Origin of the sequence: Gracilibacillus orientalis, assembly GCF_900114645.1 — a bacterium.
GTDB classification, from domain to species: Bacteria; Bacillota; Bacilli; order Bacillales; family Amphibacillaceae; genus Gracilibacillus; species Gracilibacillus orientalis.
Window position 1 is genome coordinate 48,830 of the sequence record NZ_FOTR01000010.1, and the last position, 15,163, is coordinate 63,992.

A 15,163-nucleotide genomic window follows, 5' to 3' on the forward strand; every position below is an offset into this window, starting at 1 on the left:
GCGATATTAACAATTTTTCAATAAAAAACACTGCAAGAGCAGTGTTAATCATCAGTAACACGATTCATTTTTTCAACAGATAGGTACTACTTTTATTTTTTTCCTTCGACAAAATCCACAAGTTCGTCTAATGCTTCTTGATCATCACTGCCATCTGTAATAATTTTAATGGTATTTCCTTTTGACAAAGCCAGACTCATTAGCCCCATAATGCTTTTAGCGTTAATGCGTTTATTTTCTTTCTCAATAAAGATTTCCGAAGTAAAACTATTTGCCTTTTGGACAAATTGAGCCGCTGGTCTTGCTTGTAACCCTGGATCTACTGCAATAACAACTTCTTTCTCTAACATGCTAACCCCTCCTGTTTAGTAAGCGCTATCATTTCATTCTACTATAGAACAGCTTATCTTATTCTTATAATATAGTAGAGGAGGAAAAATCCTCCTCTTGTTTATTTCATTGTTATTTCTTCTTTTCGTAGTTGATCAGCAAATTGATCGATTTTTTTCAGCCGGTGATTGATGCCAGATTTACTAATCTTACCTCCGGATACCATTTCACCTAATTCTTTCAAAGAAATATCTTGATGCTCCATTCTCAGCTTTGCGATTTCGTTCAACTTACCTGGTAATGCATCCAATCCCACCGTTCTGTCAATAAAACGGATATTTTCAACTTGTCTGAATGCTGCACCAATCGTTTTATTTAAATTAGCTGTTTCACAATTCACCAATCGATTAACAGAATTTCTCATATCTCGAACGATTCTTACATCTTCGAATTTAAATAATGCTTGGTGTGCCCCAATATAATTTAAGAACTCGGTAATTTTCTCAGCTTCTTTAATGTATGCAATAAACCCTTTTTTGCGTTCCAAAACGCGAGCATGAAGCTCATATTCATTTAATAAATCACACAACGATTGATTGTGTTCTTCATGAAAATTATATATCTCTAAATGATAGGAAGAAGTTTCTGGATTATTAACCGACCCACCGGCTAAAAAAGCTCCTCGCAAATAAGCTCTACGACAACATTGTTTTTTAGTATATTTTTTAGATATTGTAGGGATAAACCGTAGTGGTTCCTCTAATATCTCCATGTCTTGAAGCATTTCTTTTACGCCCTCATTCATTCGAACGATATAGACGTTATTCTTTTTCAGTTTCATTTTTTTTCGAACTAATAATTCTACCGGTATTTGGTATATTGATTTAATTAACGTATAAATACGACGTGCGATTGCTGCATTCTCTGTTTGTACATCTAAGGAATAATGATTTTTTGAAAACGAGATGGCGCCATTCATGCGAATCAATGCCGCTAACTCTGCTTGCTGACAACAATCATCACTTTCGATTTTCGTTAACTCTTTTTTTATTTCTGCTGCGAACGACAACTTTCTCCCTCCCCTCTTTCCAACCACTTCCAACTACATTAACGAATACAACACGTTTGCTACTTTATCCGTATCATGACGTAGTGAGTGATTACGTTCTTTCACAATATCCTCTTCAATAATTTCCAAGCCCATTTGACGTAACCTGTCAAGATCATATTTTACCGGTTCTGCATTTTCCTCGGCATATACCATCTGCACGTTACGGGCGATTGTTTTATTGTGAACAATAACGGATTGAAGACATCCAGTACCAATATGATCCATAATTGCCTGTACATGGTCTGATGCAGTATAATGATTAGTTTCACCAGCTTGGGTCATAACATTACACACATAGACAACTTTTGCCTTCGTCTTGCGCAATGCCTCACCAATTTGCGGAACAATCAGGTTTGGTAATGTACTGGTATATAAACTGCCTGGTGCAATCACGACTAGATCTGCTTCATGAATAGCTGACATTGCTTCTGGTAAAGGAAGTACTGGGTTTGGCTGTAGAAAAACGCGTTTAATACGTTTATTAGCTTTTGGTATATTGGATTCTCCTACTACTACTTCCCCATCTTCATATTCCGCATGAAGAAACATACTTTGATTGGCAATCGGGTAAATGTTCCCTTTTACATTTAATACGCGTGAAATTTCTTTAATGCCGTTGTAAAAGTCGCCGGTAACAGATGTCATTGCTGCTAGTAAGAGATTACCCATGGAGTGTCCTGAAAGTCCATTTCCTTTTGTAAAACGATGTTGAAATAAATCCATCAACATTGGTTCGACATTTGAAAGTGCTACAATTACATTACGGATATCTCCTGGTGCCGGCATCTCCATTTCCGTCCGTAAGCGCCCAGAACTGCCACCGTCATCAGCAACAGTTACAATCGCGGATAAGTCAATGGGTTGTTTTTTTAGTCCTCGGAGAAGAACTGGCATACCCGTTCCACCACCGATAACTACTACTTTTTTTAAGTCGGATTGTGACATTTTTATCCCTTTCGTTTCTCTATATCACGATGACTGACATGTGTGACATAATTTTTTTGGAAATGCTTTGCGAGTTGCTCGGCTATTGCAACAGACCGGTGTTGCCCACCTGTACATCCAATCGCAATTACGAGCTGGCTTTTCCCCTCACGCTTATATTGTGGAAGCATAAATTGCAATAAGTCGATCGTTTTCTCTAAAAATTTCTGAGTGTCAGACCATTTAAATACATAAGACGATACTTCCGTATTTAAACCAGTCAGCGGACGCATTTGCTCCACATAGTGTGGATTCGGTAAGAATCGGACATCAAATACGAGATCTGCATCTATCGGTAAACCATATTTAAATCCAAAAGAAACAGTATGGACAGAAAATATTTCTTGGTCCTTTTTACTATAGCGTTGCACAATTTCTTCGCGCAATTCCTTTGGTTTTAATTTAGACGTGTCAACGAAATGTTGTGCCCGCCCGCGGAGTTCATCTAATATTTTCCTTTCAGCATGAATTCCCTCTAATGGTAGTCCGTCCTGTGCCAATGGATGAGATCGTCGTGTTTCTTTATAACGGGATACAAGAACCTGGTCATTTGCATCTAAAAATAATATGTGTTCTTCTAACCATTCCACTTGTCCGAGTGTGTCTAGTGCTTCAAATAATGTATCAAAAAATTCTCGGCCTCGTAGGTCCATTACCAGTGCTACTTTTTGGATATTATTAGTGGCGTCTTTCATGAGTTCAAGGAATTTCGGCAGGAGTGCTGGTGGAAGGTTATCGACACAGTAATAACCGAGATCCTCAAAACTTTGAACGGCAACTGTTTTACCGGCCCCTGACATCCCAGTGATAATCACTAACTTTATTTCCTCAGATTGTCTCCCCAAGTTCAAACACTCCTCTCTTTCACAAATTGATGTAAGAATACTACATTTGTTTATATCTCTATTATACACAGAGTGAAGAACCTCTACCACCAAAAAAGCTGATAATACTTACTAAGTAATATGTCTAATAGTAGCCGTTATTGCAGAATTTTCTTTAATTTCCATTATTGTGTCCATTAGCTCTCACTTATCGATCTGACGTAACATGATATTATAGTATGTTGCTCTCAGCTTTAGTTTCTAAACTCAAAAAAAATTGGCATAGGTATGAAAAACCTATGCCGTCAAGTTTTATATTTATTAAAAGGGGGTCAATTAGTTAACTACATTATATCTAATTTATATTTCGTCCGTGTTACAGCCACGTTAATTTCTAATTACGTATTTATGTCAAAAGATTACAGAAACTAACTTGGTGTATTGACCGCTTCTTCTAAGTTTTCAATATATTCTTGTGCTGCTTGTGCCGCAATACTGCCATCACCTGTTGCTGTCACAATTTGACGTAACTCTTTTTCACGAATATCTCCAGCAGCAAATACACCTGGTACACTTGATTCCATATTCTCATTTGTTGGGATATAACCTTCTTCATTAGTAATACCCAATGATTTAAATGGTTTACTTAATGGCACCATTCCAATATAGATAAAAGCACCATCTGTCTTATGCTCATATTCTTCACCAGTCTTTTTATTGAACAATGTAACACTACCGACTTTTCCGTCTTTCTCATTAACGGATTTCACAATCGTATCCCAAATAAAATCAACTTTGTCATTTCTATAGGCACGATCTTGCAAGATTTTCTGTGCACGTAAATCATCGCGACGGTGCACAATTGTCACTTTACTAGCGAATCTTGTCAAATATACACCTTCTTGAACAGCAGAGTCACCGCCACCAACGACGATAAGCTCTTTCTCTTTAAAGAAAGCCCCATCACAAACTGCGCAATAAGATACACCACGGCCACCGAGTTCATCTTCACCCGGGATACCTAACTTTTTAAAGTGTGCACCTGTTGTAATGATGATCGCTTTTGTTTTATATTCTTTTGCTCCGGCGACAACTGTTTTGTAATCACCGTGATCAATTACTTCTTTAATGTCACCATAAGCATATTCCGCACCAAATTTTTTAGAATGGTCGAACATTTTATTCGACAAATCCGGCCCTAAGATGTGATCATAACCAGGGTAATTTTCGACATCCTCCGTATTTGCCATTTGTCCACCAGGAATTCCTCTTTCAAGCATTAATGTATCTAAATTTGCACGAGATGTATAAACCGCTGCTGTCATACCAGCTGGTCCAGCACCTGCAATAATAACATCGTATATTCTTTCTCCAGTCATTATCGTCATCCTTTCTTCTTTATCTTAAAACCATTATCCTATGGTCCCAATAAAAGGTCTACTATTTTGCTCACTTTTGCCATTTCCATGGAGGTGTCTGTATGGCTAAGATATTATGTTGCCTACAGCCTTCATCCCATAAACGCTGCGCTGTTTCTTCCATTCCTAAAAAATACTGACAAGTACTATACCATCTATAATAGGAAGGATGGCCTTTTAGTTTTGATTTATGCAACATTTTGAATCGGAGCAATGCTTTTTCGTAAAGGCCGATTTGAGTTAACGTCACCGCAATTCTTAGTTTTTGTTGCTCATGTATCGGATAAATATTATCAAGCATCTCGGTATAATACTTTAACTTTTCCTTATCTGTTTCGTGTGCATAAAAAATCGCTAAATTCATACAGCTGAACAATGCATCAGGATGATCTTTTAAATATTTTTCTTCCTTTTCAATGGCTTCTTCTCGTTCTCCTACGAAAAATAACGCATAATGATACTCATGTCTTGCTTGTGAAAACTCTGGAAACAAGGCGATCATATCTTCTAACACGGCAATCGCTTCTTCCCATTCTTCACGCTCTAAGTGATAAAAAGCTGTTTCCTGATAAATTAAAACGTCGTCTTCTTCCTCTAACGCCCACTCATCGTCATCGTCTTCTTCCTCTTCATCAAAGTCTAATATTTCTAATAAGGATTGCGCTTCTTCTGTAAACTCACCATCTGGCGCTCTTTCTACATACAATTCGGCATATTTCATCGCTTCCTGTAGCAGGCCTAAATGTGCATAGTTATTAGCTAGTAAGTAATAACAATCGACATAATCTTCACCATGTGTTGACAGTACTTTCGTCAACAATTGATTAGCTAAATGATACGAACCTATTTCCGTATAGACAATCGATGTCTGACATTTATATAGTGGGTTATCGGGCTTTTCAGCAATCGCTTTTTTAAACCATTTTAAGGAGAGGTCAAATTTTCGTTTTTGAAAGGCTTCTACTCCCTTTGAAAAATAAAAATCCCCTTCAGGTATGAAAGGTATGATGTTTCCTTCTATTTGATATGGATTAGACACGCTTCGTATTCCCCTCCCATTCTTACTATAACTTCTATATGGTCGTTCCTTCATTTAAATACAATGACTTTAGCATTATAACACATTTTCACTACAATGAAATAGCTTTTTATAAGGCGGAGGCGCTTTAGAAGGTTATTTTGACACCCGTTGGTCCAAACCAGGTGCCAAATATGCAATATATCTTTTGGAAAAAAAGAGCTAAGAAGTAAAATTGATTAAATCCGACTTGATTCCTTAAACAAAAGGATAGATAGCAATTGGCGAACAATCAGCAGAAATCGCAAGTTATGGCTGATATAAGTATATGTTTATTACTGCAAATTCGGGAATAACCACTGTCAATAGTTAGCTAGGAAACGTCAAAAAATCACTGCCAGCGCAGAGAAAACCTGATAAAAAGCTGATGATCTCATGTTTGATCATCAGCTTTTTGGAAGAAAGTATCATTTTGTTTGCGTTCCTGCATTTCTTCTTTCGTAAAGATCATACGCATCGGGTTACCTGCAACAAAAGTTCCAGCTTCGACATCCTTATGTACAACCGTACCTGCTGCAACAACTGCTCTATCACCAATCGTCACTCCAGGTAAAACGGTACTGTTGGCCCCAATCATTACTTCCTCACCAATATAGACCTCCCCTAATCGGTATTCTTCAATTAAATATTCGTGAGCTAAAATCGTGGTGTTATAACCGATTACCGTATTTTCCGCGATATGAATTTTTTCTGGGAACATGATATCTAACATGACCATTAGTCCAAATGCGGTTTCGTTCCCGACATCCATCCTCAAAAAAGTGCGATACATTGCATTTTTCAGTTTTAGAAAAGGGGTGTATCTAGCAAGTTGGATGATAATAAAGTTTTTGATAACTTTCCAGAAAGGAACAGTTTTATAGACATGCCATAAGCTATTGGCACCATGGACACGATATCGATCTGTTTTTCGCATGTTTATTCCACTCCAACGATTTGTAATAGATCACTCATTTCTTCTAACATATAATTCGGATCATGGTCTTCTAAAATCTTTCTTCCTTTTATCGTCCAGGCAACACCAGCTGTTTGAACGCCAGCATTATGACCTGCTTCAATGTCATGATAGTTATCCCCAACCATCATCGTTGTCATCGGATTTGCTTTTAATTCATCAATAGCTTTTAAAATTGGCTCCGGATGCGGTTTGGCATTATCAACATCATCAAGACCGATTAAAATATCAAACAGTTGATCCATACCTGTTATCTTTAAACCTAGTTTAGCGGTATCGCTCAGTTTTGTAGTGACAATTCCCATCTGAAATCCTGATTCCTTCAATTTTTTCATAGTATCGACTACTGTTGGATATGCTTCCACATATTTTTCGTGATTAGCATAGTTATGCTCACGATAGGCAGTAATCATTTCTTCCACTTTGTCTGGGTTTACTTTTTTCAGACTATCTACTAAAGGTGGGCCGATAAAATCAAGAATTTCTTCCCTCGTATAAGTACGGTCACCGTATTTTTCCAGCGTATGGCTAAAGGAAGCAATAATCAATTCATTTGTGTTGATTAACGTTCCATCTAAATCAAATAATATCGTTTTTGTTTTCATGTTTTTTTTACCTCCAAATGACGTGAAACGAGCTTTTGCCTGAACATAGCAAAAGCTCATAGTTCCATTATTTTTTCTTATCTTGTGTTATTTTTTTACCTTGATACGTACGATCTGCTAAGCCTTTTTTACGACGGTAGATCATAGTAAGTACTGCACCAACGATTAACAGAATCGAAATAAACTGTGCCGTTCTCAGGTCTCCAACAATATATAAACTATCAGTTCTCATACCCTCAATAAAATATCGGCCGAATGAATACCAAATTACATAAGTTAAGAACATTTCACCACGACGCAACGAGTATTTGCGCAATATTAATAATAAAATAAATCCCATGATATTCCAAACTGATTCATATAGAAAGGTTGGGTGATACATCGTACCTTCAATACACATTTGATTCATAATGAAATCTGGTAAGTATTGATGGAAATTTTGATATGTAGCTTCTGAAATAGGTCCACCATGTGCTTCCTGATTCATAAAGTTACCCCAACGCCCAATCGCTTGCCCTAAAATAATACTAGGAGCTGCAATATCAGCAATTTGCCAAAAGGATAATTTTTTAATACGAGTATAGATGATAGCCGTTAACACAGAACCAATCAAAGCACCATGTATGGCAATACCACCTTCCCAAACGGCAAACATTTTCCACCAAGGTTCTCCGACATAACGATCCCATTCAAAAATTACATAGTATACTCTTGCAGATAAAATAGCAATTGGAATAGCAAACACTACTAAATCGACAATATAATCCTTTTTTACACCTAATCTGTCTGCTTCCATCGTCGCAATCCATAATCCTAAAAAAGCACCTGTTGCGATAATTAAGCCATACCAATAGATTGGTAATGGACCTAGTTGCAGGAAAACGGGATTAAGTGCAGGAGCTTCACATGCCAAAGTCGATCTCCTCCGTTCATTTATTAATCCATATCAAGATCTGTTTCAAATTCTGATATTTCTTGTTCCCCATTTTGAATCATTCTCGATAATCGTTGTGAGAACTCTTCTGCTGCATTGACACCCATTCGTTTCAGACGGAAGTTCATCGCAGCCACTTCTATAATAACAGCTAAGTTACGACCAGGTCGAACAGGAAGTGTTGCTTTTGGAATTTTCACATCAATAATTTGCATGGTTTCCTCTTCTAACCCTAATCGATCATACTGTTTCTTTTGATCCCATGTTTCAAGATTAATAACTAATGAAATTCGTTTATGTGAACGTACTGATCCGGCACCAAATAATGTCATGACATTAATAATGCCCAGCCCTCTTATTTCCAGTAAGTGCTCAATTAGAGGAGGAGATGATCCAATCAAACGGTCATAGTCCTCTTGGCGAATTTCAACACTATCATCTGCAACAAGGCGATGTCCTCTTTTCACTAATTCCAGTGCTGTTTCACTTTTACCAACTCCACTTTGCCCTGTAATCAGAACACCTATCCCGTAGATATCGACTAAGACTCCATGCACTGCTGTAAAAGGAGCAAATTTCGCCTCTAAAAAGTTCGTAATACGACTGATGACGCGTGTTGTTTTATATGGTGAACGCATTAATGGCACACCTGAAGCTTCACAAGCTTCCACTAATTCATCTGGGACAGCCATATCTCTTGTTACGACAATGCCCGGCGTGATATCTGTACATAAACGATAAGAACGGTCCTTTTTTTCCTCTTGTGTTAATTCGGAGAAAAAAGATAATTCCGTTTTCCCTAATAATTGCAACCGATCTTTCGGATAATATTTAAAATAACCTGTCAACTCAATGCCCGGTCGAGAAACTTCACTCATGAAAATCTCACGATGAACTCCCTCCGCACCAGCAATCAGCTCAATCTGAAAACGATCCAACAAATCCTGTGTACGCACCTTCGCCATACAAAAAGCCCCCTTATTTTGGGACAGAGGGACAGTGTGTCCTTGTCCCATTCTTTCTCATCTTTTTTATTTCATGATGTAACTATTGTAGCACTTTTTGAAAGATATAGTACAGATTTGGTCGAAAAAATTCGAGTCTATTTGATAGCCTCACTGTTACCAAAGTATATGAGCAGAGTAACTGATATATTTCCATATTAAATACTTATGCATGTCTGTGCTTGAATAAGAAAAACAAAGACGGATCGATACTTATTAGCCCAAAATAGATGGTGCGAAGTAATGAAAATTCTCTATTTAATGAGGCTTGTATCCATTCTTTTGTGAATGAGTGGTAAACCATCGCTGCGGAAAAACGCTCCCTTTCCGTGTGGAACGCTTCTTGCGGGATCTTCAGTGTCGCATTTTTCCGGAGCTGTGCCGATATAGTAAGAAAAACCTGGATAATGTTCGCTAACCAAGTTAGAAATGATGCCATGTTTTCATCTACTACGGCAACCGCTTCGGCTGACCGTTTCGCTTTCCGGGGGCCTGCTCTTCAGCTAACTTTGAAAAGAAAAACGCTTTTCAAAGTGGATCTTCAGATCATGCTCATTCCCCAGGAGTCGAAACGGTCGGCCTGCGCTATGGTTATGTTCTACAACTTATTATATAGCATCATTTTTACGTTTACTGCATCATGTAGAACCCTATTTTCTATCGCTATAAAAAGCCAACATATTAGCTATCACCATAAGTGTAGAACCTATCTTAAAGCGTAAAAAAAGCAATAACGATTATGTTGAAAGTTATCGTAGAGGTAACACTCACTTCGGCATGCTCGTCAGCTCTACATTTGCTGTGGGTAGTGATAGAATAACTGTGCATTCCTCGCTTTAAAAACTCGATATGTTCCGTGTCTCAAACGTTGTAGCATCATTTTTAGCGAAGGCCGGCTGCTTCCACTCCTGTGGCAATAGTTTTACCTGAAGATCCACTTTTTAAAGCGATTTTTGCTTAAAAAAGTTAGCTGAAGGTAATACGCCACGGAAAGGGAAGTAGCCAGCCGTAGCGATTCAAGAGCAAGCTGTGCTTTTCAAAGTAATCCATTTATGATTGCCAGAAATCCTATGATACCGCACATTTTATACTTTCTTTCCTTATAAAAAACCGTTATGTGGGTACATAACGGTTTAGTCTTTTACAATCTTATTTATGACTAAGTTCATAATCGAGAATAGTATGGCTGCGATAAATGCAGTGCCAAATCCTTCGATGATGAAATTGTCACCTAATAACGCTTGTGTAAGCCATAAAGTAACGGCATTGATCACTAATAAAAATAACCCTAATGTTATTATCGTGATTGGTAACGTTAGTACAACTAAAATTGGTTTCACAATAGCGTTTAATACTGCAAGAATAACACTAGCAATCAAAGCGACGACAAAGCTGTCAATGATAAAGCCATCAAACAGATAGTCAATTAACATTAACGCTAATGCATTAAATACGAGCGATAGAATCCAGCGCATGCTTAATGAACACCTCTTTTTGGTATGATGATAGAAGCTGCTATATATAGAATAAATAATGGTATTCCTGCTGTAAAAATAAGCAAGATGATGTAAATTAATCGTAAGATCGTAGCATCTAAGTTGGTCATTTCTGCGATCCCACCTATTACTCCAGCAACCATTTGATTTGTTTCGGACCGATATAATTTATTATCCACCCTGTTGCTCCTCCTATGACTGTGTTGTGTTATTACATTTCCACAAAACAGCGAGAATAAACCTATGTTATTATGCTATGTTGATGATTAAAGTTGATGCTTAAAATTTCCAAGTGTAAAAAGATTCTACACCTAGCCATTGCTTAGTTGCTTCTACGATATCATCTGCTTCATTTCTTACCTTTGAGAGCATTCCATCAGCCTGTGATTTATGCGCTTGTATCGTCTCGAATTTTTTGGTGAACACTTCACTTACATCGTTTTGGATATCCGGTTCACCTACATCTTCCAGGTGGTTACGACTAATTGCTTGTGCCCATACTGTTGGACGTTCATTTTCAGGAAGTTTTTCTACCGCTTTAATTGCTGCTGCCCCAAATGCATCATGATCAGGGTGTACTGCATGTCCAGGGTAATGTGTAATCACCAATGATGGCTTAATTTTCTCTAAGTAAGAAAAAAGATGTGCTGCAACTTCCTCAGTTGATTCAAATTCTAGTGTTTTATCACGATACCCCAGCATCTCCAAGTTGATATCAAGTACTTCACATGCTTTGATGAGTTCTTTTTTTCTTATCTCTGGTAGAGTTTCCCTTGTTGCAAAAGTAGGGTTCCCCATATTTCGACCCATCTCACCTAACGTACCACATAAATAAGTTACCGGAATTCCTTTTTCCCGAAACGTAGTGATGGTTCCTGATGCACCAAACGCTTCATCATCTGGATGTGGATAAATAACGACCACGTGCTCTGTCACAATAATTCCCCCTATAGATTAATACTGAAATGGTGTTTCACTTATTTGTAAGGCTACCATTAATCTTCCTTCACGATCATGTCCTGCCATTAAAAGTTTATTTTGATCTTCTACTTCATACTGGTTGACGCCTTCTGCATAAATCCAGCCAATATCAAGCTTTAATCCTACACGATACGTAGTTCCTGTTCCAACTACTTTTCCTCGCTGATAGGTCACTTGGGCGTTACGAATAAATGCACCTACATTGTAGGCATCTTGGTTAAAATGGCTTGCATATGCTCCATTGGTTGTTTCCAAGTGAACATATACTTCTTTATTTGCAAGTTTATCAATATGGTTTTGTAGTTGATTAATTTCAATTGGTTCCATAGAAAATGGACTCCTCCTCTTCCTGATTCTTGTTCTATTCTAGCATAGTATGAGCTGAAGTTCTCGTCTTAGAATTATAGTGATCTATTCACTAATATATTATATAAAGCGAGAGTTCCATCAGGTTGTTAGTATCCGTTATCCCTCACTTAACTTCTTTGATTTACTCACCTTGATATCGGTTTTCACGGACGATTAGCACCATGATATACATACCAAAAGATGACTGACCAACTACTGGACAGCCATCTTTTCATTAACTTCCTATCTTCGCTTCCATTCTTGCTTTGTCACGTTCTAAAATTGGTTTCAAATATCTGCCTGTATGGGATTCCTCGACTTCTACTATTTCTTCTGGTGTCCCGGTTGCAACAATTGATCCACCACCGTCTCCTCCTTCTGGACCAAGGTCAATGATGTGATCTGCTGCTTTGATTACATCCAAATTATGCTCGATAATAATGACGGTATCTCCATTGTCTACAAGACGTTGGATCACGGCTAACAAACGGGAGATGTCATCGATATGCAAACCTGTTGTCGGTTCATCTAAAATGTACAATGATTTTCCATTGGAGCGACGATGTAATTCACTTGCCAATTTCACACGTTGTGCTTCCCCACCAGATAACGTTGTTGCTGATTGTCCAAGTCGAACATAACCTAAACCAACATCATAAATCGTTTCTAATTTTCGTCTGATCTTCGGAATGTTTTCAAAGAATTTTAATGCTTCTTCGATAGTCATATCAAGAACATCGGCAATATTTTTCCCTTTATATTTCACTTCCAATGTTTCGCGGTTATATCGTTTACCTTCACAGATTTCACAAGGAACATAGACATCTGGTAAAAAGTGCATCTCGATTTTTATAATCCCATCGCCACGACATGCTTCACAACGGCCACCTTTAACATTAAAACTGAAGCGTCCTTTTTTATAACCACGAATTTTAGCCTCATTGGTTTGAGCAAAAACATCACGAATATTATCAAAAGCACCAGTATATGTTGCCGGATTCGACCGAGGAGTTCTACCGATTGGAGATTGATTGATATCGATAACTTTCTCTAAATCCTCGATACCCCTAATTTCTTTATGCTTACCCGGTTTTTGTTTGGCACGGTGTAATTGAACGGAAAGACTTTTGTGTAATATTTCATTGATTAAGGAGCTTTTTCCCGATCCAGAAACACCGGTAACTGCTGTATAAATGCCGATCGGAATCTTTACATCGACATTCTTTAAGTTATTTTCTTCGGCACCAACGATTTCGATAAAACGTCCGTCAGATCCAGAACGTTTAGCAGGAATTGGTATGAACTGGTCTCCTGATAAATATTGACCAGTTAAAGATTTTTTCTTTTTCATTACTTGCTTTGGTGTCCCTTGTGCTACAATCTCTCCACCATGTTCACCGGCACCTGGCCCGATATCAATTAAATAATCTGCTGCTAACATCGTATCTTCATCATGTTCAACGACAATCAGTGTATTACCGAGGTCGCGCATGCGTTCCAATGTCTGAAGCAATCGATCATTATCTCTTTGATGTAAACCGATTGATGGTTCATCCAGCACATAAAGCACCCCTGTTAATGCAGAACCAATCTGTGTTGCTAAGCGAATACGCTGTGCTTCCCCGCCTGATAATGAACCAGCAGAACGGGATAAAGTAAGATATTCCAATCCGACATTTTTCAAAAATGATAAGCGATCATCTAATTCATTAATGATCATATTTGCTATCTGTTCTTCTTTTTCTGATAGTTGAAGTGTGGTGAAAAATTGATGTGCTTCTGTCACTGACAATGCTGTTACTTGACCAATGTGCAAGTCATTTACCTTAACTGCGAGTGCTTCATCATTTAAACGGTAAGCTTCACACGTTGGACAATCATTAGTTGCCATATATTTTTCCATTTGCTCACGGATGAAATCTGATGATGTTTCGCGATAACGACGAGCTATATTGTTTAATACACCTTCAAAATAAATATCATTTTCGCGAAGCATACCATAATCATTTTCATAACGGAAATGGATTTTTTCTTTACCACTACCATATAAAATCTTCTCTAGTTGTTTTTTAGGCAGTTTGTTCACTGGTACATCCATGTTTATTTTGTAGTGCTTACAAACACTTTTCAGTAATTCCGGATAGTATTGTGAACTTGTCGGTTCCCATGCAGCAATCGCCCCCTGGTTGAGGGTTAAGTCTTTATTCGGGATTACCAGTTCAATGTCTACTTCCAATTGTGAACCGAGGCCATCACAAGTTTTACATGCTCCCCATGGGCTATTAAAAGAAAATAGTCGCGGTTCCAATTCGTCGATCGAAAATCCGCAAATCGGACAGGCATGATTTTCGCTAAATAACAGTTCTTCATCTCCGATAACATCGACAATGACTTTGCCATCACCTAATTTTAATGCTGTTTCCAAGGAATCAGACAAACGACCTGTGATACTGTCTTTTACAACAATCCGGTCGACCACAACTTCAATCGAATGTTTTTTGTTTTTGTCTAATTGGATATCATCGCTGATTTCTCGCATTTCTCCATTGATGCGTAAACGGATATATCCTTCTTTTTGTAGATCTTCCAACACTTTTACCTGTGTTCCTTTACGACCAGAGACAACTGGTGCAAGTATTTGCAATTTTGTACGTTCCGGATAATCCATAATTCTATCAACCATTTGCTCAACGGTTTGTGAAGTGATTTCTTCGCCGTGAATCGGACAAATCGGATGTCCAATTCTTGCAAAAAGTAAACGCATATAGTCATAAATTTCTGTTACGGTACCAACTGTAGATCGTGGGTTACGACTTGTCGTTTTCTGATCGATAGAAATGGCAGGCGACAAGCCTTCAATAGAATCAACGTCCGGTTTGTCCATTTGCCCTAAAAATTGACGAGCATATGCCGAGAGTGATTCTACGTACCGACGTTGTCCCTCAGCATAAATGGTATCAAAAGCTAATGATGATTTACCTGAACCAGACAATCCTGTTAAAACAACTATCTTATCCTTTGGAATCTCGATGGATATGTTTTTTAAGTTATGTGCACGTGCTCCTTTTATGGAAATGGATTTTTTAGCCATTCAT

At 37.9% G+C, this 15,163-nt stretch carries 16 protein-coding genes; all 16 read right to left on the minus strand.

The features are described 5' to 3' along the window. Positions 1 to 92 precede the first annotated feature (92 nt). Positions 93 to 350: an HPr family phosphocarrier protein gene (locus tag BM121_RS16515; protein ID WP_091484785.1), complete on the minus strand. Its 258-nt coding sequence runs from the start codon at positions 348 to 350 to the stop codon at positions 93 to 95. 101 nt (positions 351 to 451) lie between these two features. Continuing rightward, positions 452 to 1,399: a DNA-binding protein WhiA gene (whiA, locus tag BM121_RS16520; protein WP_091484787.1), complete on the minus strand. Its 948-nt coding sequence runs from the start codon at positions 1,397 to 1,399 to the stop codon at positions 452 to 454. 33 nt (positions 1,400 to 1,432) lie between these two features. Then, a complete protein-coding gene (locus BM121_RS16525) occupies positions 1,433 to 2,386 on the minus strand; it encodes a gluconeogenesis factor YvcK family protein (protein WP_091484788.1) in 954 nt (317 codons plus the stop codon). 2 nt (positions 2,387 to 2,388) lie between these two features. Then, entirely contained in the window at positions 2,389 to 3,270 is an 882-nt protein-coding gene (gene rapZ / locus BM121_RS16530) for an RNase adapter RapZ (RefSeq protein WP_091484790.1), read from the minus strand. 407 nt (positions 3,271 to 3,677) lie between these two features. Next, positions 3,678 to 4,628, minus strand: coding sequence for a thioredoxin-disulfide reductase (trxB, locus tag BM121_RS16535; protein ID WP_091484791.1), 951 nt, complete (start codon positions 4,626 to 4,628; stop codon positions 3,678 to 3,680). A 70-nt stretch (positions 4,629 to 4,698) separates the two neighbouring features. Further along, positions 4,699 to 5,706 (minus strand): tetratricopeptide repeat protein, encoded by a 1,008-nt coding sequence (locus BM121_RS16540; RefSeq protein ID WP_245780833.1) that lies wholly within the window; start codon positions 5,704 to 5,706, stop codon positions 4,699 to 4,701. A 412-nt stretch (positions 5,707 to 6,118) separates the two neighbouring features. Continuing rightward, positions 6,119 to 6,661, minus strand: coding sequence for an acyltransferase (locus BM121_RS16545; protein ID WP_091484794.1), 543 nt, complete (start codon positions 6,659 to 6,661; stop codon positions 6,119 to 6,121). Between the two features lie 2 nt (positions 6,662 to 6,663). Beyond that, positions 6,664 to 7,305, minus strand: a complete 642-nt coding sequence (gene ppaX, locus BM121_RS16550; RefSeq protein ID WP_091484796.1) for a pyrophosphatase PpaX — start codon at positions 7,303 to 7,305, stop codon at positions 6,664 to 6,666. Positions 7,306 to 7,372: 67 nt separating this feature from the next. Continuing rightward, positions 7,373 to 8,218 (minus strand): prolipoprotein diacylglyceryl transferase, encoded by an 846-nt coding sequence (gene lgt / locus BM121_RS16555; protein WP_091484797.1) that lies wholly within the window; start codon positions 8,216 to 8,218, stop codon positions 7,373 to 7,375. A gap of 23 nt (positions 8,219 to 8,241) precedes the next feature. After that, positions 8,242 to 9,204 carry an HPr(Ser) kinase/phosphatase gene (hprK, locus tag BM121_RS16560; RefSeq protein ID WP_091484799.1) on the minus strand — a complete coding sequence of 321 codons (963 nt, stop codon included), beginning with the start codon at positions 9,202 to 9,204 and terminating at the stop codon, positions 8,242 to 8,244. A gap of 205 nt (positions 9,205 to 9,409) precedes the next feature. Next, positions 9,410 to 9,682: a hypothetical protein gene (locus tag BM121_RS22305; RefSeq protein WP_139220280.1), complete on the minus strand. Its 273-nt coding sequence runs from the start codon at positions 9,680 to 9,682 to the stop codon at positions 9,410 to 9,412. Between the two features lie 694 nt (positions 9,683 to 10,376). Next, positions 10,377 to 10,718: a phage holin family protein gene (locus BM121_RS16565; protein WP_091484800.1), complete on the minus strand. Its 342-nt coding sequence runs from the start codon at positions 10,716 to 10,718 to the stop codon at positions 10,377 to 10,379. A 2-nt stretch (positions 10,719 to 10,720) separates the two neighbouring features. Then, the gene (locus tag BM121_RS16570) at positions 10,721 to 10,918 is read right to left on the minus strand and encodes a PspC domain-containing protein (protein ID WP_091484802.1); all 198 of its coding nucleotides are present in this window, start codon (positions 10,916 to 10,918) and stop codon (positions 10,721 to 10,723) included. Between the two features lie 100 nt (positions 10,919 to 11,018). Then, positions 11,019 to 11,675: a bacillithiol biosynthesis deacetylase BshB2 gene (gene bshB2 / locus BM121_RS16575; RefSeq protein WP_091484803.1), complete on the minus strand. Its 657-nt coding sequence runs from the start codon at positions 11,673 to 11,675 to the stop codon at positions 11,019 to 11,021. An 18-nt stretch (positions 11,676 to 11,693) separates the two neighbouring features. After that, positions 11,694 to 12,047 (minus strand): YojF family protein, encoded by a 354-nt coding sequence (locus tag BM121_RS16580; protein WP_091484805.1) that lies wholly within the window; start codon positions 12,045 to 12,047, stop codon positions 11,694 to 11,696. Positions 12,048 to 12,303: 256 nt separating this feature from the next. Further along, the gene (gene uvrA / locus BM121_RS16585) at positions 12,304 to 15,159 is read right to left on the minus strand and encodes an excinuclease ABC subunit UvrA (RefSeq protein ID WP_091484806.1); all 2,856 of its coding nucleotides are present in this window, start codon (positions 15,157 to 15,159) and stop codon (positions 12,304 to 12,306) included. Positions 15,160 to 15,163 lie beyond the last annotated feature (4 nt).